Below are 19,304 nucleotides of genomic sequence, written 5' to 3'. Positions count from 1 at the left end.
CGACCTCTACCTGGGGGAATGCACGCTCGTGCGTACCGATGTCCGTTTCGGCGTTTGTCTGCTGGTCATTGCGCTCGCTAACGTTGCTGCAATGACGGTTGCGCAAGGTCCAGAATCGCCCGAGTCGTCACCCCAGATCCCGAAATGGGGCCAGCGCCACGTACAGCGTCTGCGGCGTGACGCATTCTTCAAACGTATGCGTCGCAAGCCGGCGATGTCGGAAGAGAGCATCACGGTCGTGGACCAGCCCATGCTCAAGCGGGCCGTGTCTGCAGCGGCACTGGGCAACACGATGGAATGGTTCGACTTCGGTGTGTACGGCTATCTTGCCGCGACACTGGGCAAGGTGTTCTACCCGGACGCGTCACCCGCAGTCCAGCTGCTGTCGACCTTTGCCACGTTCGCGGCCGCGTTCGTAGTACGGCCACTCGGTGGACTCTTCTTCGGCCCTCTCGGCGACCGCATCGGACGCCAGAAGGTCCTGGCCGCCACCATGATCATGATGTCGATCGGTACGTTGGCCGTCGGCCTGATTCCCAGCTACGACTCCATCGGAATCTGGGCTCCCATCCTGCTGCTCGTCGCCCGCCTGGTTCAGGGATTCTCGACCGGTGGTGAATACGGCGGTGCCACGACCTTCATCGCCGAATACTCACCCGACAAAAGACGTGGTTTTCTCGGCAGTTGGCTCGACTTCGGCACTTTCGTCGGATACGCGATGGGGTCCGGATTGGTGACGATTCTCAATGCGGTACTGGGCGACGCCACCATGATCGAATGGGGCTGGCGCATACCGTTCTTCATTGCCGGACCGATGGGCATCATCGGTTTGTACCTGCGCCTCAAGCTCGAGGACACCCCCGCGTTCCGCAAGCAACTCGACGAGCACGACTCGAAGGTCAAGGCGCAGGAGACCGGACGCAGCTCGATCGGAAAGATCTTCACGGTCCATTGGAAAGCACTGCTCATCTGCATGGGAATCGTGTTGCTGTACAACGTCACCAACTACATGGTGACCTCGTACCTGCCCACGTACTTCACCGAGGTCGTCGGTCGCAGCCAGCTCAGCGCCGATCTGTTGGTGCTGTCCGCGATGGTCGTGGTCGTGTCCATCATCGTGGCCGTCGGTCGGCTGACCGACCGAATCGGCCGCAAGCCGGTGTTCGTGTTCGGTGCCATCGGACAGATAGTCCTGGCCATCCCGTGCTTCCTGCTGATTCAGCGCAGCGGATGGATCGGGCCTCTGATTGCGTGCCTGCTGCTGGGAGTGGTGTTGGCGTGCTTCGCCGCACCCAGCGCCTCCACCTTGCCTGCACTGTTCCCGACGCGCGTGCGCTACGCCGCACTGTCGATCGGATTCAACCTGTCGGTGTCGATCTTCGGCGGCACCACACCGCTGGTCACCTCGGCCCTGGTCAGTTCCACCGGCAGCACCATGATCCCGGCCTACTACCTGATCATCAGCGGCGTCATCGGTCTGATCGCCGTCGGTTTCCTCCGCGAGTCGGCTACTCAGCCGCTCGATGGTTCTCCGCCCCAGGTGGATTCGACCGAGGAGGCCAAGGATCTGTACACCGAGGCTTCTGCGCTGACCGGGAGTAGCTCCGCAGACCGGTCAGCGCGGTAACCAACCGGCCTCGTCGCTACCCCAGACGTGAGCCGGGTACGCGTAGTCGGAGTAGCAGTCGAACACCGGTCGCGCTGCCGTCACCGAGCCGTGCGTGACCACGCACTCGGGTGGCGGTAGCGCGGCGGGGCCGTGTTCGGGGTCGCGCCCGGGAAGACCGGTCAGCCACGCCGCCGTTGCTGCGAGCGCTACGTCGACCGGTGCCGCAGCGCCCGACCCTTCTACGCGCGCCGCCAGTTCCGAGACGATTCCGGCAGCCAGCAGATAACCGCTCGCGTGATCGAGCGCCTGAGCCGGAAGCCGACCGGGCCGACCGTCACGGCCTTCCAGAACAGAGATACCGCTCGCAGCCTGAACGAGGCTGTCGAAGCCCCGCCGCCGCGACCAGGGACCCTCTGTGCCCCATGCGCTGATGCGCCCGTGGACGAGGTCCGCCCGGTGTTCGAGGCCGAAACGATCGAGGGCCCCCGGCCGATACCCGGTGACGAGCACGTCGGCCGAGTCGAGGAGCCCGAGCATCCGATCGAGTCCCTCCGCCGTGTCCAGGTCCAGCAGGGCCGACCGCTTGCCCTGGCCGTTCTCCAGATGCTGCCAGGGCAACTCCGGGTGCCGGGGCGAATCGACACGGAGCACGTCGGCACCGAGAAGTGCGAGAGCGCGCGTAGCGACAGGACCGGCAATCACCCGCGTCAGATCGAGCACCCGGATACCCGCCAACGGGTATTCGGCACCGTGTGGCCGAAGCGACGGACGCGGCCCAAGCGACGGACGCAGCCGGAACGACGGAATGCGCACTCGGGCAGCCGGATCGGCCGCACTTCGTGTAACGACCGGACCGGAGCTCGCGGCAATACCAGCGGGGTGAGCGGACCATTGATCTTCCGTGCGGACCCGCACGGCCAGAGCGCCCGACGCCGCGCACAGCTCTTCGAGCTCGAACCCGGACATTCCACGGAGTCGATCGCCGAACACGTCGATCGACTCCGCCGAGCCGGCGCCACCGAGGCCCACCACACCGAGCAATGCCTCTCGGTGGTGTGGGTAGTTGGCGTGGGTTCTCACCCAACCGTCGGACACCGGGAAGAAGCCGGACAGATCGGCGAAACCCTGCACCGGCTCGCCGTCGATCCGCAACACGGTGTCGCCCATGAACGACGCGGTGATACGCGCCATGGACGCTGTCGGCGTCACCGTCTCGGAATCCGTCGTCACCGATCCCAGCGCGCTTTGCAACTGGGCGACGGCGGTGCCGAGGGCACCGACCGACTCGGCGGCGAGCGCCGCGACCGGAAGTGTCGATGCGAGATATCCAGTCGTGCCCGACGTTCCCTGCACCGCAATCAGTTCCGCTTGGCCCAGATCTCCATACCGGCCGCATTCAGACGGTCCACCAGAACGTCGCCCATGGCCGTCGCGGGAGTGAGAACTCCGCTGGCTTTCGGCAGTGCGTCTCCACCGAGAACCAGCGCGAGTGCGGACTCGGCGAGCATGACCGCCGTCGCCTTGTAGCCGGGGTCGCCGGACGCTTTGACCCGGGCCCGGTATCGCGCCCCGGACGTCGTCAGGGTGTATAGATCGACCGTGAAATGGCCCTTCTCTCGGGCCTTTTCACTGGGGCCGCTACCGGGCTTGGGCAGGATGCGATCGAGCACCTTGCCCGGCAGTACCGTCATGGCCGATACTCCGACGAACAGTCCGGCCGACAATGCGCCGGCGAGCACCGGGCTGACGACGGACGAGCCGACGCTCATCACCTCGCTGTACCGAAACTGCTTCCCGTAGGCCCAGTCTCGAAGTGCATTGGTACGCCGCACGACTCGTGTGTTGTACGAGGCCATCACGAACGGAGCCTTCCACCCGCGCAGGCTCGGATCGATCTTCTTTCCGTCGATGAGCACGGTATCGAGTTGGCGGCCGAGCTGAGGCTCGAGGCTTCGATCGGGGCTCAGCGAATACGGACGGGCCGCGATGCGTCGGGCCCGCTTGTCCTTCTTCATGGCCTCGATCTGACCACGGAGCGAGTCGACGGTACCGCCACTGACCCCGCCCGACATCGAGGTGACCACGAGCGTGGTGTCGGTGAGTTCGCCCGCATTGTCGGCCGTGACGGCCTCGTACAGAGCGTGGACACCGATGTCGGACGGAACCGAGTCGAACCCGCACGAGTGGACGATCCTGGCACCGGTACGTTGTGCGATCTCGTGGTTGGTGTCGATGCTCTCGCGAGCGAAGAGCACCTCGCCGGTGAGGTCGACGTAGTCGGTTCCGGCCTCGGCGCACGCAGTTGCCAGTGGCATGCCGTACTTGGCATACGGGCCGACCGTCGTGATGACGACTCGGGTCGATTCGACCATGGATCGCAGCGCAGCGGTGTCGGCGGCGTCGGCTTCGATGACGGGCCAGTTCTGGGCGGTGGGTCCCAGTTCCTTTCGCGCTGCCTCGATGCGTCCGGTGGACCTGCCTGCCAGCGCGATACGGGTGTCGGCAGGCGCGTGTTCGGCGAGGTACTTCGCCGTCAGCTTTCCTACGAATCCGGTGACGCCGTAGACGACGATGTCGTGGGTGCGGTCGGGGCCTGAGGTGAAATCCGAGTCGGACGTAGTCATGGTTACGACACTAACGCGGACGCCGCCGGCAGCGTCGGCTAGTGGGTCCAGGTGTGCACGGGTTCTCCCGTGTCCATCCTGTCCACGTAATCTCCCAACATCCCCGCGAGAGCCTGCTCCCGAGTATCGCCGGCCCGTTCGCGCGCGACGACGGCGGCTCGCTGCCACCCCGAACCCGACTGCTTGGCCAGGCACCGCGCTTCGATAATGCCGAGATAGCGGTCACGTACGGCAGAGTCGACGCCGTACGCGGCGAGACCGGCCTCGGCCATCGGAAGCAATCGGCGCAGTACCAGCTCCTGCGGACTCACCCAGCCGACCTCGGGCCAGTAGAGCATCGAATCGAACCCGCCGCGCGCCGCGGAGTGCACGTTCTCCTCGGCGGCATCGAACGACATCTGCGACCACAGGGGCCGATCGGCATCCGCGAGAGCCCGTACGGTGCCGTAGTAGAACGCGGCATCGGCGAGGGTGTCGACGACTGTCGGTCCGGCAGGCAGAACGCGGTTCTCGAGCCGGATGTGGTGCCCGTCGCCGGACCGATCGTAAATCGGCCGGTTCCACCGGTACACGGTTCCGTTGTGCATCCGCAGTTCCGACAGCGACGGTGTGTCACCTCGGGCCAGAGCGGCTTTGGGGTCCTCTTCGCTGCACACCGGGAGCAGGGCGGGGAAGTAGCGCGAGTTCTCCTCGAACAGGTCGAAGATCGAGGTGATCCATCGCTCCCCGAACCACACTCGCGGGCGAACTCCCTGGTTCTTGAGCTCCTGCGGCCTCGTATCGGTGGCCTGCTCGAACAACGGTATGCGGGTCTCGTGCCACAGTGCACGCCCGGCGAGAAACGGCGAGTTCGCGGCGAGCGCGACCTGAACACCCGACAACGCCTGTGCGGCATTCCAATACGACGCGAACTCGTCAGGGGTGACTTGCAGATGCAGTTGGACGGACGTGCAGGCCGCCTCGGGCAGAATCGTGTCGGTCACGATATCGAGGTTCTCGGCGGCCGCAGACCCGGGCAGACGCACGCCCGCGATCTTCAGTTCGATGTCCTCACCACGGGCGGCGAAGATCTGCTGGTTCAGTAGGTCGTATCGCGGATTCGCCGACAGCCACCGATGCTCGAAGTGTTCCTTCGTCAGAGTCGGGAGCATGCCGATCATGGCAAGTCGACTACCCGAGCCACGGGCCCGCTCGTCGGCAGCATTCAGCGATCGCCGCAGATCCGTCTCCAACTCGGCGATCGACGAGCCCCGCAGCGGTCGAGGATCGACGTTGATCTCGATGTTGAACTGGCCCAGCTCGGTCTGATAATCAGGATCGGCGATGGCGTCGAGTACTTCGGCATTGGCCATCGACGGTGCCATGTCCTCGTCTACGAGGTTGAGCTCGATCTCCATGCCGATCTGGGGTTCGCCGACCTGGAACGTCTCGTCGGCCAACATGATGGCCAACGCGTCGAGACAGTCCTGAACCTTCTGCCGAAACTGGTGTCGGTCCTGTCTGGTGAACTTTCGGCGTTCGACATCCTCGCCCATGGTGACCGCCTAACGCTGTGTCTCGGTGCCGTTCGCTCACGCGAGACGGCGTCGTTTCCGAGTATCGCAGCCTGGGGTTGCTCCGGGGCATCCACGTGCAGAATCGCCCGGAGGAACGACCCCGGGGCCGATCGTCACCAGGGCGAGGGCTGGTAATCCTTGAGGAACGAGCCGTACAGATCGATTCCGAGTTCGCCCTGCACGATGGGGTCGTACACCCGCGCAGCACCGTCGACCAGATCCAGCGGCGCGTGGAAGCCCTCGTCGGCCAGCCGCATCTTGGTGGGGTGCGGGCGCTCGTCGGTGATCCATCCGGTGTCGACGGCGGTCATCAGGATGCCGCTCTCCACCATCTCCTTGGCGCTGGTGCGGGTCAGCATGTTCAGTGCCGCCTTGGCCATGTTGGTGTGCGGATGCCCCGGGCCCTTGTATGCCCGACCGAACTGACCCTCCATGGCAGAAACGTTGACCACGTATTTGCGTCGAGCCTGCGACGCCTCCATCGACGCGCGCAGGCGTGAGACGAGAATGAACGGTGCCACGGAATTGCACAGCTGCACTTCGAGCAACTCGACCGGATCGACCTGCTCGACGGTGTGAATCCAGCTGTTGGTCTCGGCGAGGTCGGGCACCAGGCCGCCCGCGTCGATCGCCAGTCCGTTCTCGATGCGCTCCGCTGTCACCGAACCCGCCACCATCGCCAGAGACGCGACGTCGTCTGCGCTCAGAGTCGCCGAGACCTGCTGACCGCCGATCGCCGTGGCCGGCAACGAACTGGCCAACGACGCAGGGTGAGCGTCGCTGGTCTTGCCGAACGTGATCCGTTGCGGCCCGGCACCATCGGTCAGTGCCGCGGGCAACGGTTCCGCTTCGGCGTCGGCCAGCGCGCTGTACGAGCCGGGGGAGCGCTTGACCGTCTGCGCAGCGTTGTTGATCAGGATGTCGAGCGGTCCCTCGGCGGCGACCGAATCGGCAAGTGCCACAACCTGAGCGGGGTCTCGTAGATCGATACCGACGACGCGCAGGCGGTGCAACCACTGATCGCTGTCGTCCATCGCAGCGAACCGGCGCACGGCATCGTTGGGAAAACGCGTGGTGATCGTCGTGTGTGCGCCGTCGCGGAGCAGCCGGAGGGCGATGTACATGCCGATCTTCGCCCGACCTCCGGTCAGCAGTGCTCGCCGGCCGGACAGGTCGGTTCGTGCGTTGCGTTTGCCGCGGTTGAGCGCCGCGCACTCGGGACACAGCTGGTGGTAGAACGAATCGACATCGGTGTAGCGCTGCTTGCAGATGTAGCACGGGCGCGCCCTGATCAAGGTGCCCGCGATCTCACCCTCGGCGCGCGAGGTGAGGGACAGACCTGCGGTCTCGTCGTCGATACGATCCGGGGATCCGGTCGCCGTGGCCGCCACGACTGCCCGGTCGGCTGCGTTGACGGCGTTGCGTGCGGCAACGCGTCGAGCACGCTTGAGATCTTTGAACATGGCACCGGACGCCCGCTGGACGGCGATGGAATCCGGATGATTCTTGTCCAGCTCGGCGGCTTGTGCGAGCACCCGCAGACACGTGTCGAGATCGGTGGGGTCGATCGAGTCCATCTTCAGTCTCCTAGCATCGGCCCGGTCGAGCCGTCGACGTGAGAACAACGAAAAAGACCCCGATTCCGAAGAATCAGGGTCAGTTTCGTCTGTCTCAACTCAGATCTTTGAAAATCTTTGTCTGTGAACAACATTCAGACGGTGTCCGAGGGGGGACTTGAACCCCCACGTCCGTTAATAGGACACTAGCACCTCAAGCTAGCGCGTCTGCCATTCCGCCACTCGGACATGTGCGACCGTTGCCGCATATTCTCTTGTTGCTCTCACAGCTGGTCGCTGTGCGCTGCGTAAGATTATCCGACGGGTTCCCGATAACCCAAATCCCCACGTCAGTTCATGCGTCGAGCGGTTTTCGGTGGTGCCCCGACCCCTCGGTGATGGTAGGAACGACGATGTGGCAAACGATTCGAACGATCCCGAAGTGAGCAATGCCCGAAGCCGAGGAGAACGCGCTCCCACCGTCGCTCTCGACGAAGTGGTGGAGCTGGTCAGCTCTCTGATCAGATTCGACACCTCGAACACCGGCGAACTCGACACCACGGTCGGCGAGAAGGAATGCGCCGAATGGGTGGCGAGCAAGCTCGAAGAGGTGGGGTACGAGACCGAGTACGTCGAATCCGGTGCCCCCGGACGCGGCAACGTCTTCGCCTGGCTGCGCGGCGCCGACTCGTCCCGTGGAGCTCTGCTCGTACACGGACACCTCGACGTCGTCCCGGCCGAGCCGGCCGACTGGAGTGTGCACCCGTTCTCCGGAGCCGTCGAAGACGGCTACGTCTGGGGTCGAGGTGCCGTGGACATGAAGGACATGGTCGGGATGGCACTGGCGCTGGCCCGCCAGTTCAAGTCGAACGGCACGGTTCCGCCCCGCGACATCCTGTTCGCGTTCCTCGCCGACGAGGAGGCGGGCGGCAAGTACGGATCGCACTGGCTGGTCGACAACCGACCCGATCTTTTCGAGGGCGTCACCGAGGCGGTCGGCGAGGTCGGTGGGTTCTCACTGACGGTCGCCCGCCCGGACGGCACCGAGAAGCGGCTCTACATGGTCGAGACGGCGGAGAAAAGCCTGGCGTGGATGCGGCTGACGGCGAAGGCGCGGGCCGGGCACGGATCGTTCCTGCACGACGACAACGCCGTGACCTACCTGGCCGAGGCCGTGGCGAAACTGGGCAATCACACATTTCCCCTGGTGCTCACCGAGTCCGTATCGCAGTTCTTGCAGGCGGTATCCGAGGAATCCGGACTCGATTTCGATCCGACGTCACCGGACATCGACGGCACCCTGCTCAAGCTCGGCAGCATCGCCCGCATCGTCGGCGCGACCCTGCGCGATACGGCGAACCCCACGATGCTCTCGGCCGGCTACAAGGCCAACGTGATTCCGCAGACCGCGACAGCCGTGGTGGATTGCCGCGTGCTGCCCGGCCGCCAAGCCGCCTTCGAGAAGGAGGTCGACGAACTGATCGGCCCGAATGTCGAACGGGAATGGATCACCAAGCTCGAACCGTACGAGACCACATTCGACGGGGATCTCGTCGACGCGATGAACGACGCCGTCCTCGCGCACGACCCCAACGGCCGCACCGTGCCGTACATGTTGTCCGGCGGCACCGACGCAAAAGCGTTCGCGCGCATCGGAATTCGTTGCTTCGGGTTCGCCCCGCTCAAGCTTCCGCCCGAACTCGATTTCGCGGCGTTGTTTCACGGCATCGACGAACGAGTACCCGTGGAGTCGTTGGAGTTCGGCACACAGGTGCTCGAGCACTTCTTGATGCACAGCTGATACGAAAGGAACCATCGTGGCGTACAACCCATACGACTCGCTTCCGGACCTACCGTCCTTCGAGTTGACGTCCGAGGATGTGCAGGACGGCAAGCCCCTGAAGGCCCAGCAGGTCAGCGGAATCATGGGAGCCGGTGGACACGACAACTCCCCGCAGCTGTCCTGGTCCGGATTCCCCGAGGGCACCAAGAGCTTCGCGGTGACGGTCTACGATCCCGACGCACCCACGGCCTCGGGCTTCTGGCATTGGGCCGTGGCGAACATTCCGGTCGAGACGACGTCGCTGGTCTCGGGAGCAGGCGACGACGGTGGAACCGGGGTGCCCAGTACGGCCGTGACGCTGAAGAACGACGCGGGCCTGTTCCGGTACATCGGTGCTGCCCCACCCGCAGGCCACGGCCCACACCGCTACTTCATCGCGGTGCACGCCGTGGACGTCGATCGGCTCGAAGTCGACGAGACGGCGACCCCGGCGTACCTCGGGTTCAACCTGTTCTCGCACGCCATCGGACGTGCCGTGATCACGGGCACCTACGAGGCCTGATCGCGATCCCGTCGTGCGCGTTGTGCGGAGCGCGAGCTCCGCACAACGCGCACGCTGTCAGATTTTGTTCTCCGAACCCACTGCGTCGGCCAGACGAGCGAATCCGTGCTGCTCGAGTCGGGACAGCAGACCACGGTTGATGTTCCTGATCCACAGCGGTCCGCCGTAGATGAACCCGGTGTATCCCTGCACCAGGGACGCACCGGCAACGATGCGCTCCCAGGCCTGCTCTTCCGTTTCGATTCCTCCCACCGAGATCAGCGTCAGCTGCGTCCCGACCCGGTGGTAGAGGCGCCGGATGACGTCCAGCGAGCGAGCCTGCAGTGGAGCACCGGACAGCCCGCCTGCACCGATGGCCGCGACCGCCTCCGCGTCGGTACGGAGTCCCTCGCGAGAGACAGTCGTGTTGGTCGCCACGATGCCGTCGAGGCCGAGTTCGACAGCCAGATCAGCGACGGCGTCGATGTCCTCGTCGGACAGGTCCGGCGCAATTTTGACTAGAACCGGCACCGACACCACCGACTGCACGGCAACCAGAATCGGGCGCAACGATTCGACGGCCTGCAGATCCCGTAGACCCGGCGTGTTGGGGGAGCTGACGTTGACGACGACAAAATCTGCCAGGGGCCCCAGCAAGCGGGCGCTGGTGGTGTAATCGGCGGCGGCGTCCGCCGGCTCGACGATCTTCGTCTTGCCGATGTTCGCACCGATGGGAATCCGCGTTCTGCGCGAACGCAGTTTCGCGGCCGCGTACTCCGCACCGTGGTTGTTGAAGCCCATCCGATTGATGATCGCGCGGTCGAGAGGCAGCCGGAACAGCCGAGGCGTCGGATTGCCGGGTTGCCCCAGCGCAGTCACGGTGCCGATCTCGGCGAACCCGAACCCCAGCGGGGCCCACGCATCGATACCATCGGCGTTCTTGTCGAACCCGGCGGCAAGCCCGAGGGGGGCCGGAAATTCGATGCCGAATGCCGTGGAACGCAACCGCGGATCGTCGACGACGAACAGTGCACTTGCCAGCTTACGAAGCGGCGGAAGCGCCGCAACAGCCCTGAGAACACCGAACGCGAGGTGATGAATCCTCTCCGGTGATACGAGGAACATCAGGCGCAACAGGACGCGGTACAGACGGTCTCCCACGGTCTTCTTTCCGGTCGGTACTTCAGGGTCGGTACACCGAGGTCGTTGTTCGGAGTCGATCGATGCTGTCTTCGAGCCGATCAGATTCCGGGCTCCGGCACATGATGGGCGGTTTTCTTGCGCTTGAGCAACACGCGGCGACTTCCGTCGGTGTACAGACGTACCCGAGACAGCTCCCAGCCGCCGAATTCGGCCTGAATCGCGAGCCGCATCGATGCGGTCACGCGAGTGACGTCCGGTGGCAACCGGAGAGGGACGTACTCCCAGTCGTCGGACGGGGACACCTCCCACCCGACGGGCATCTTCGCTCGGCCCGGCATCGAATCCTCGTGTGCGTTCACGTGCCTCCACCATTCTCGAGGGTCGTTCCTGCGGGTACCGTCTCCTGCCGATTCAGCAGGTCAACGGCCCGCGGCGGGGATGCGCTGCAGCCCGTCCCCGGTCGCCGATCCCACGTACAGATCGCCGGTATCCCCGTCGACGGCAACCGAGTTCGGCTGTCGCACAGTGGGCAACCGTTGCGCCTCGACCGGAATTCCGGTGTCGAGTGTGTACCCGACCACCTCGTTGCGAGCCGGCAAGGTGACCCATGCAATACCGGATTGCTCATCGTAGGCGATCGCCCAGGGCGCGGACCCGACCGGAAACCGTTGCCGCATCAGCAGATCGTGCGAGGTGAAGACCAGCAGCTCGGTGCCGGTCGAGTCGGTGACCAGAAGTCGTCCGTACTCGTCGCTGGTCATCTCGGCGGCGCCTTCGCCCGCGCGCAGGGCCACACCGAGGGTGTCGTCGTCGAGGTTCAGATCGGTGATCGAGGTCTGGCGGCGATCGAGTACCGAGACACCGTCCGGTGTGCTGGCCAACGCGTCGGCCGAGGTCACGCCCGGTCCTGAGACGGTGCTCGTCACCTGTCCGGCGGCGTCGAGAATGCGGATACGGCCGGTGGCGTCACCGACCGCCGTGGTGCCGTCGGGTAGATCGGCAGCCGACAGAGTCCGGCCGTCGACGGGGGTATCGGTGCGCTGAGCGTCTGCCACGGTGATCCTCGAGAGAACTCCGTCCATCGGAACCAAGACACTCGAGTCGCGTCCGGCGACCAGCTCTGCAGCGGATCCGCCCAGATCCACCACGCGGGGCTCGCTCGACGCCTCCCCGTCCACCAGGCTCACGGTGGTCGACGCGTCGGTCAGGGCAACCAGAGTGCGCGTTGCAGAATCGAAAGTCAGTGCGTCCACGGGAGCGAAGGCGCGGACGACTCCGGCCGGAGCCACTGCAGTCGCGGGGGACAAGGCCGGCGGCTGCGGCTCGACGGAGATCTCGTCGGCGTTCTCGTCCTCGCTCGAGCAACCACCCAAACCGACGAGTGTGACGACGGCGAGCGCGGACGCCACTGCCGTCCTGGCCGTACGTGCCGACGGTGTTCGCATGGAACCGAACCTACTTCCTGTGGTGACTGCCCCTGGTAAGGCGCTGCCTCATCTGTACCAGCGCGCGTCGACCTCGGCGAAATCGACAGCCAGGGACTCGGTGCCGTTCGTCGGGGGCGCGGAGACGGTAGCGTGTTCGATCGGCATCGAATTCGTGAACGAGCACGACATGGGAGCGGATGTGGGATCCGAAGGAACGCACTTCGTGGTCGAGGAAGTGAATGCGGGTACGCACGCCAACGGCTTCGGCAGAACAGACGACGGACGCGCGTTCGCGTTCAGAGTGCAGCGCAGCACGCTCTACGTGAAGATCTATCGGGCCGATGTCGTGTCGGCCGTGCCGGATCGAACCGAAGTGGACGCCGTCGCCGAGCACTCGGTCACCGAGATCGATCTGACCGACGAACGCAGCATCATCGGGGTGGTTCGTGACGCAGTCGCTCACGCTCAGCAGCTGTCGGATGTGTCACTGCGAGACACGGCAGTCCGGGCCTTCTTCAATCGCGTCAACTCTGCGCTGGAGGGTTTCTGAACCCTGGTCGTTCCGCAGGCTTCACTCCTGCCCCCGCTTCGGGATCACCAGTTGCTCACCGGTGACGGGGTGGTCGAAGACATCGACCGGGTGTCGGTAGATCCGGCCGAGCCGCTCGGCGGTGAGAACCTCCCGGGGTGGTCCCGTAGCCACCAGCTCGCCTGCGTCGAGAATCGCGACCCGATCGGCGTAGGCCGCAGCAAGACCCAGATCGTGCAGTACGACAACCACGGCACGACCGGACGCGGCCAGCGAACGCACCACGGCCATCACCGACTCCTGGTGTCCCACATCGAGCGCCGCGGTGGGTTCGTCGAGCATGATCGTGGCGGTGCGCTGTGCCATGACACGGGCCAACGCGACTCGGGACTGCTCACCGCCGGACAGGGAACCGAACGGACGTCCGGCGAATTCGGACACGTCGCAGGCGGCCATGGCGGCGGCCACCTGCGCGTCGTCCTCGCGTACCGCCGACGTTCCGGTCCACGGAGCTCGGCCCATCCGCACGATCTGCTCGGCGGTGAATGCGAACCCGATCGCGTGCTGTTGCGGGAGCACGGCGCGTCGTCGCGCGAGGTCGACCGGCCGGAAGCGGGACAGTGGTCTCTCGCCGAGCAGTACCGATCCGGAACTGGGCTCGGTGTCTCCGGACAGGACCGACAGCAACGTGGACTTACCCGCCCCGTTCGGGCCCACGAGAGCCAGAATCTCTCCGACGACGACCTCGAGATGCACGTCGTTCAGAACGGCCCGGTCACCGCGGTGTGCGCCGACCCCCACGGCGACCAGGGTGCGTGAACCCGGTGTCGGGTCGGCAGGAATGTCGGAACGGTGTCCACCGAACTTCCCGATCATGCCCAGCCGCCCTGACGAGCCCGGGTGCGGCGCAGCAGCCAGAAGAAGAACGGTGCGCCCGCCAACGAGGTCACCATCCCGAGCGGAAGGTCGACGTTCGCCACGAGCGTCCGCGTGACGAGATCGGCCCCGAGGAGGACCACGCCTCCCGCGAGTGCGCTGGCAGGGATGAGTACCCGGTGCGCCGGACCGAGCACCATGCGCATGGCGTGGGGTACCACCAGACCCACGAACAGGATGATCCCGGTGAACGCCACGCCGGACGCGACGAGCACTGCGACGACCACGATGGCGAACTGTCGCAGGCGCTCGACGTTCACGCCGAGATGGCGCGCCACGTTCTCACCGAGTGCGAGCAGGTCCAGTCGGCGGGCGATCATCGACGACGCTCCGATCCCGACCAAGGCCAGCGGACCGACCACCGCGACCGACTGCCACGTGGCACCGGCGAGGGATCCCAACTGCCAGAAGACGATCTGGTCGCGAGCGGCCGGGCTGGCGACGAACGTGAAGAACGCGATCACACCGCCGGCGAACGCATTGACGGCGACTCCGGTGAGGATGAGGGTCACCACCTCGGTTCGGCCGGCATTGCGAGCCAGGAAGTACACCGCAATCGTGGTGACAAGTCCGCCCACGAAGGCTGCGAGCGCAACGGTCCAGACCCCGGCAAAGCTGCCGCCCAGGACGAAGACCGAGCTCGCACCGACAGCCGCGCCCGACGACACGCCGACGACACCGGGTTCGGCGAGAGGGTTGGCGAACACACCCTGGAGCAGTGCGCCCGCGCATCCCAGACAGGCACCGACGAGCATCGCGAGGGTCAGCCGAGGAAACCGGACCTGCCAGAGGGTCACCTCGCCGCTGGGGTGAGCGGGCATCGGGCCGATGTCGAGGCCCACCCGATGCGTCAGACTCCCCAGAACTTCCGCCGGAGTCGTCGGTACCTGCCCTACGACAGCCGACACCAAGGCCAGGGTCAACAGCGCGACCGCCAGCGCGACGAACGTCGAGACCACTCGCGTCGTACCCGACCGCGACCGTGCAGACGACACGTCGCTCATGAGGCAGGTTCGTAGACGGCCTTAGACAATGCAGCCAGCACCTTTCCGGTGTTCGGACCGAAACTGAGAACGGTGCCGTCGTCCATGTCGACCACCCGACGCTGCTGGCCGGCGGGCGTCTGCGCGATACCGGGTATCTGCCCGAGCCCGTCGATCCCGCCGATCGATTGCAGCCCCTTCGTCATCATGAGAATCACGTCGGGTGCCGCAGCGATGAGTGCCTCACTGGTCACCGGAACGAACTGTTCGGTCAGACCCGATTCGACCCCTGCATCCCGAGCACCGATCGCCTCGATGAGAGCGTCCGCTCCGGAACCCGGACCGGCGAGCATCTTGATCGCCGGACCACGCATGTACAAGAACGCAACCTTCAGCGGCTCGTCGGATCGGGGCGCGTTCTGTGTCGCGGCGGCAATCTCTTCGGTTGCCCGTTGCGCCAGTGCGGAACCGGCGTCGGGAACACCGAGAGCCGCCGCAACAGCGTCGATCTGTCCTGCTACCCCGGCCAGAGTTCGAGCGGGGTCGAAGTAGACGACCGGAATTCCCGCGGCCCGAATCTGATCCTGGACAGCGCGCGGGCCGATGCTGGTGTCGGTCAGGACGACCGTCGGCGACAGCGCGAGGATGCCTTCGGCACTGAGCGAGTGGCCGGTAGGGGTGACGTCGGGTACGTCTGCTGCCGCGGGAAACGACGCCGAGGTGTCGCGCCCGACGAGATTGTCGCCGAGTCCGAGCGCGAACACCGTCTCGGCGAGGGTGCCGTACTGGTCGGCCGCTACGATCCTGCTGTTATCCGAAATCGTGACGGGCACGCCGTCGAAACCGGTGACGGTGACCGGTAGTTCGGCAGCCGGATCGACCGCGATGGGCTCCGGATCAGGGTCGTCGACGACGGCGGTGCGGGGGCCGATCGTGCCGGAGTCCGGTGCCGCGGAGTTGTTCACCGAACACGACACCAGCAGTCCGGCCGTCAGCAGCGCGGCGGCGAGGCGTTTGACGATCACGACCATAGGTTAGCCTGCCCGACCTTCAGGTGACCTCACCCCAGGCCGAGCAGCACCTGCGATCAACCGCTGACGTCGTCCAGGGCCGACGTGATGGCCGCCGGCAGTTCGAGCTCCTCGGCCATCAGAGCACCCATCAACTGGGCCAGATCGCGAGCACCGACGATCGCACTGCTCACCCCGGGACGATCACGGGCCCACGCAAGAGCGACGACCAGGGGAGAGGTGGCAAGACCATCGGCGGCCGTGACCGCCGCGTCGACGACACCTACCGCCGAGTCGGTCAGGTACGCATTCACCGCGTCGGCGTGAAGCTCGTCGGCCCCGCGCGAATCGGCCGGAATCCCGTTGCGGTACTTACCCGTCAGGACACCACCCGCCAGGGGAACCGCCGCGAGGATGCCGATGCCGTGGTGCAGGGCGGCGGGAACCAGTTCGTCCTCGATCCCGCGGGCCAACAGTGAGTACTCTGCCTGCGTCGACACGATCCGTCCGATACCAGCCGCACCGGCAGCCGTGGCCAATTGCCAGCCCAGATACCCGCGGGCACCGGTGTAGCGAACCCGTCCACTCGAGACGGCGTAGTCGAGCGTCGCCGCCACCTCGTCGACCGGGGTCATCGGATCCCACGTGGCTACCTGCCACAGGTCGAGATAGTCGGTACCGAGCTCCCGCAGTGTGGCGTCCAACTGACCGAGCAGTCCACGCCTCGAGCAATCGACGTGATACCGGCCGTACCGCGAACCGACCCCCGCGGCACTGCTGATCACCAAGTCCTGCCGAGGAACCACATCGTCGAGCAACTCCGCGAGTACTCGCTGAGCTCGACCGTCGCCGTACGCCGGAGACGTATCGACCAGGGTGCCGCCCGCCTCGGCGAACGCCGACAACTGCGCCGCAGCGTCGTCCCCATCGGTCCCGCTGCCCCACCCGAGAGTGCCGAGGCCGAGCCTCGACACCCGAAGTCCGCTGGTGCCGACCGATCTCTGCTTCATATGTGCCGAATGTCCTTTTGCCTGTGATCGTCGGGTTCGTACTGGCCTGCCGCCAGTGCACAGTAGTGCGCCGCGCCGCTCGGTGTGAAAGTGCCGCGCCGCTTCGCTGTGCTCGGTGTGAAAGTGCCGCGCCGCTTCGCTGTGCTCGGTGTGAAAGTGCCGCGCCGGGTACGGTCGTCCCCGTGAATCGCGAATCCAGGGGGCGGGCACTCGCCCACGCGCCGGCAACAATCGAATCGTCCGCTTCGACGCTGGGACGGGGCGCCGCATGATCGACATGACGTGGCTGCAGGCGATCATCCTCGGCGCAGTCCAGGGACTGACGGAATTCCTTCCCATTTCCTCTTCCGGGCATCTGCGAATCGTGTCGGGGGTCTTCTGGAACGAGGACGCCGGCGCGTCGTTCACCGCGGTGACGCAGCTGGGTACCGAAGCCGCTGTTTTGCTGTTCTTCTGGCGCGACATCGTCAGAATCATCAAGGCCTGGGTCGTCGGATTGCGTAGGAAAGACGAACGGGGTCTCGACTACCGCATGGGGTGGTACGTGATCATCGCCACCATTCCGATCGGCATTCTGGGTCTGTTGTTCAAGGATCAGATCCGCACCGGTGCGCGCAATCTGTATCTCATCGCGTTCATGCTGATCGCTTTCGCCGTGGTGATTGCCGTCGCGGAGAGGCTGGGCCGTAAGGAACGGCCGATCGAGAAACTCACCACCAGGGACGGCATCGTCATGGGCCTCGCTCAATGCCTGGCGCTGATTCCCGGAGTGTCCCGCTCCGGAGCCACCACCAGCGCTGGTCTGTTCCTCGGACTCGAACGCGAAGCTGCAGTGCGCTTTTCGTTCCTGCTCGCGATCCCGGCCGTCACGGCGTCCGGCTTGTTCTCGCTGCCCGACGCTTTCGAGCCGGTCGGCTCCGGCCTCGCCGCGTCGGGACCACAGCTGCTGGTGGCCACGATCATCGCGTTCGGCCTGGGTTATGCCTCGATCGCCTGGCTGCTCAAGTTCGTCGCGAACCATTCGCTGTACTGGTTCGTCGGTTACCGCATCGTGCTCGGTGTCGTTGTTCTGGGTCTGCTGGCCGGCGGGGTTGTCTCGGCTACGTGAACCGTTCCTCGTTAGGCTCGGAGCAATGACAGTCATCTTGCTTCGCCATGGACGTTCGACGTCGAACACTGCGGGCACGCTCGCAGGTCGGAGCGAAGGGGTGGAGCTCGACGACCGGGGCCGCGAGCAGGCGCAGGCGGTTGCCGAACGGCTGGGGGTCCTCCCGGTCGTGGAGATCGTGCGCTCTCCGTTGTTGCGGTGCGAGCAGACCGTGGAACCGCTGGCCACTCGGTTGGGGCTGACTCCGATGGTCGAGGACAGGATCGTCGAGGTCGACTACGGACAATGGACCGGTCGAACCATCAAGGAGCTGCTGGCCGAGCCGCTGTGGAAGGTCGTTCAGCAGCATCCGTCCGCGGCGGTGTTCCCCGAAGGCGAAGGCTTGGCTACGGTGCAGCAACGCGCGGTCCAGGCGATACGGGAGCACGATGCGCGGCTGGCCGCCCACCACGGCCGGGATGTGCTGTGGGTGGCCTGCTCTCACGGGGATGTGATCAAGTCGGTGCTGTCCGATGCGATGGGTGCCCATCTCGATTCTTTCCAGCGGATCGTTGCCGATCCGGCGTCGATCAGCGTCGTGCGCTACACCTCGACTCGGCCGTTCGTGTTGCGGACCAACGACACCGGATCCGACTTGAGCGTGTTCGTGCCGAAGGCGGAAGAGCCGACGTCCGACGAAGCAGGCGCGAAACCCGACGTTGCAGACTCGTCCGATGCAGTGGTGGGCGGCGGCGCGGGCACCTAGAGATGCCGGTTCGCCGCCGATCTCCCGATCGGTGGCAGGCTGGAGGGCGAGCAATACCGTCCACGGTCGATCTGTGGCCGATAATGGAAGTTCGCGATTCGTTTCGCGGAGCTTTTCGAGTCGTTAGGAGGTGCAATGCCGCGCGCCATACACGTTTTTCGCACCCCTGATCGTTTCGTCGCCGGGACCGTAGGTGAGCCGGGTGACCGAACGTTCTTTCTCCAGGCGGTGCACGATGCCCGAGTGGTCTCGGTCGCGTTGGAGAAGCAGCAGGTACAGGTGCTGGCCGATCGAATGGGACTGCTGCTCGAGGAGGTGCAGCGTCGCTTCGGTACCGATGTGCCGACCGAGGAGGCCGAGACACTCGACACCAGCCCGTTGGTGACCCCGATCGACACCGAATTCAGAGTCGGCACGATGGGGTTGGGTTGGGACGCCGACGCCAATGCCGTCGTGGTGGAGTTGTTGGCCGTCAGTGAGGTCGAGGTCGACGAATCCGTCGTGCTCGACGACACCGACGAGGGCCCCGACGCGGTTCGAGTGTTTCTGACACCCGTTCAGGCTCGCGAGTTCGCAGCGCGGTCCGAGCTGGTCGTGGCGGCCGGCCGAGCGCCGTGCCCGCTGTGCGGCCTGCCGCTCGCCCCCGAGGGACACGTCTGCATCAGGACGAACGGCTACCGCCGCGGTGCCACCTTCGGTCCGGTGACAGAGGTCGACGAGTCTTGACCGTCGAACTACCCCCCT

Annotated in this window: 18 protein-coding genes and 1 tRNA gene; 7 read left to right on the top strand and 12 right to left on the bottom strand. The window is 65.5% G+C overall.

Annotated features, from left to right (window positions below; genetic code table 11):
• The first annotated feature begins 196 nt into the window (after positions 1-196).
• On the top strand, positions 197-1,627 hold the full coding sequence (gene proP / locus CH268_RS17045; RefSeq protein WP_370878783.1) for a glycine betaine/L-proline transporter ProP: 1,431 nt from the start codon (positions 197-199) through the stop codon (positions 1,625-1,627).
• On the opposite strand, the gene CH268_RS17040 is transcribed toward proP, so the two are convergent.
• The 5 genes from CH268_RS17040 to CH268_RS17020 form a co-directional block, all read right to left on the bottom strand.
• A complete protein-coding gene (locus CH268_RS17040; RefSeq protein WP_094665207.1) occupies positions 1,616-2,962 on the bottom strand; it encodes a CoA transferase in 1,347 nt (448 codons plus the stop codon). The two genes, proP and CH268_RS17040, sit on opposite strands and share 12 nt — an antisense overlap.
• Before the next feature lie 5 nt (positions 2,963-2,967).
• Positions 2,968-4,233 (bottom strand): saccharopine dehydrogenase family protein, encoded by a 1,266-nt coding sequence (locus tag CH268_RS17035; protein WP_037219349.1) that lies wholly within the window; start codon positions 4,231-4,233, stop codon positions 2,968-2,970.
• A gap of 38 nt (positions 4,234-4,271) precedes the next feature.
• The gene (locus tag CH268_RS17030) at positions 4,272-5,768 is read right to left on the bottom strand and encodes a glutamate-cysteine ligase family protein (RefSeq protein ID WP_094665206.1); all 1,497 of its coding nucleotides are present in this window, start codon (positions 5,766-5,768) and stop codon (positions 4,272-4,274) included.
• A gap of 134 nt (positions 5,769-5,902) precedes the next feature.
• Entirely contained in the window at positions 5,903-7,366 is a 1,464-nt protein-coding gene (locus CH268_RS17025; RefSeq protein ID WP_176457971.1) for an SDR family NAD(P)-dependent oxidoreductase, read from the bottom strand.
• A 142-nt stretch (positions 7,367-7,508) separates the two neighbouring features.
• Positions 7,509-7,594, bottom strand: a tRNA-Leu gene (locus tag CH268_RS17020).
• A gap of 193 nt (positions 7,595-7,787) precedes the next feature.
• Here CH268_RS17020 and CH268_RS17015 point away from each other — a divergent pair.
• Together CH268_RS17015 and CH268_RS17010 are read left to right on the top strand one after the other, a co-directional pair.
• Positions 7,788-9,146, top strand: coding sequence for a M20/M25/M40 family metallo-hydrolase (locus CH268_RS17015; RefSeq protein WP_080729261.1), 1,359 nt, complete (start codon positions 7,788-7,790; stop codon positions 9,144-9,146).
• Between the two features lie 16 nt (positions 9,147-9,162).
• Positions 9,163-9,690: a YbhB/YbcL family Raf kinase inhibitor-like protein gene (locus CH268_RS17010; RefSeq protein WP_027497057.1), complete on the top strand. Its 528-nt coding sequence runs from the start codon at positions 9,163-9,165 to the stop codon at positions 9,688-9,690.
• 57 nt (positions 9,691-9,747) lie between these two features.
• Here the strand turns inward: CH268_RS17010 and CH268_RS17005 are convergent, their stop codons facing one another.
• The 3 genes from CH268_RS17005 to CH268_RS16995 all read right to left on the bottom strand — a co-directional run bounded on the left by CH268_RS17005 (position 9,748) and on the right by CH268_RS16995 (position 12,257).
• Positions 9,748-10,818, bottom strand: a complete 1,071-nt coding sequence (locus CH268_RS17005; RefSeq protein ID WP_094665366.1) for a quinone-dependent dihydroorotate dehydrogenase — start codon at positions 10,816-10,818, stop codon at positions 9,748-9,750.
• Between the two features lie 92 nt (positions 10,819-10,910).
• On the bottom strand, positions 10,911-11,150 hold the full coding sequence (locus CH268_RS17000; RefSeq protein WP_027497059.1) for a DUF5703 family protein: 240 nt from the start codon (positions 11,148-11,150) through the stop codon (positions 10,911-10,913).
• Positions 11,151-11,231: 81 nt separating this feature from the next.
• Entirely contained in the window at positions 11,232-12,257 is a 1,026-nt protein-coding gene (locus CH268_RS16995) for a YncE family protein (RefSeq protein ID WP_094665204.1), read from the bottom strand.
• On the opposite strand from CH268_RS16995, the gene CH268_RS16990 reads away from it, so the two are divergent.
• Complete coding sequence (locus tag CH268_RS16990; protein WP_228139215.1) at positions 12,256-12,789, top strand: hypothetical protein; 534 nt, start codon at positions 12,256-12,258, stop codon at positions 12,787-12,789. The two genes, CH268_RS16995 and CH268_RS16990, sit on opposite strands and share 2 nt — an antisense overlap.
• 21 nt (positions 12,790-12,810) lie before the next feature.
• Here the strand turns inward: CH268_RS16990 and CH268_RS16985 are convergent, their stop codons facing one another.
• The 4 genes from CH268_RS16985 to CH268_RS16970 form a co-directional block, all read right to left on the bottom strand.
• The gene (locus CH268_RS16985) at positions 12,811-13,644 is read right to left on the bottom strand and encodes a heme ABC transporter ATP-binding protein (RefSeq protein WP_032382053.1); all 834 of its coding nucleotides are present in this window, start codon (positions 13,642-13,644) and stop codon (positions 12,811-12,813) included.
• A complete protein-coding gene (locus CH268_RS16980) occupies positions 13,641-14,708 on the bottom strand; it encodes a FecCD family ABC transporter permease (RefSeq protein ID WP_048318448.1) in 1,068 nt (355 codons plus the stop codon). Before CH268_RS16980 ends, CH268_RS16985 begins: the two co-directional genes overlap by 4 nt.
• Complete coding sequence (locus CH268_RS16975) at positions 14,705-15,709, bottom strand: heme/hemin ABC transporter substrate-binding protein (protein ID WP_441346980.1); 1,005 nt, start codon at positions 15,707-15,709, stop codon at positions 14,705-14,707. Before CH268_RS16975 ends, CH268_RS16980 begins: the two co-directional genes overlap by 4 nt.
• 65 nt (positions 15,710-15,774) lie before the next feature.
• Positions 15,775-16,707, bottom strand: a complete 933-nt coding sequence (locus CH268_RS16970) for an aldo/keto reductase (protein ID WP_032365792.1) — start codon at positions 16,705-16,707, stop codon at positions 15,775-15,777.
• 277 nt (positions 16,708-16,984) lie between these two features.
• Here CH268_RS16970 and CH268_RS16965 point away from each other — a divergent pair, with 277 nt between their 5' ends.
• From CH268_RS16965 to CH268_RS16955, 3 genes are all read left to right on the top strand, one after another.
• A complete protein-coding gene (locus tag CH268_RS16965; protein WP_094665364.1) occupies positions 16,985-17,815 on the top strand; it encodes an undecaprenyl-diphosphate phosphatase in 831 nt (276 codons plus the stop codon).
• Positions 17,816-17,840: 25 nt separating this feature from the next.
• Positions 17,841-18,560 carry a histidine phosphatase family protein gene (locus CH268_RS16960; RefSeq protein WP_027497066.1) on the top strand — a complete coding sequence of 240 codons (720 nt, stop codon included), beginning with the start codon at positions 17,841-17,843 and terminating at the stop codon, positions 18,558-18,560.
• A gap of 135 nt (positions 18,561-18,695) precedes the next feature.
• Complete coding sequence (locus tag CH268_RS16955; protein ID WP_027497067.1) at positions 18,696-19,286, top strand: DUF3090 domain-containing protein; 591 nt, start codon at positions 18,696-18,698, stop codon at positions 19,284-19,286.
• The last annotated feature ends 18 nt before the right edge of the window (positions 19,287-19,304 follow it).

This window comes from Rhodococcus sp. 06-1460-1B (assembly GCF_002258475.1).
Taxonomy (GTDB): Bacteria; Actinomycetota; Actinomycetes; order Mycobacteriales; family Mycobacteriaceae; genus Rhodococcoides; species Rhodococcoides fascians.
Note: the sequence above shows the minus strand (reverse complement) of the source record. Positions and strands in the feature narration are given on the sequence as shown.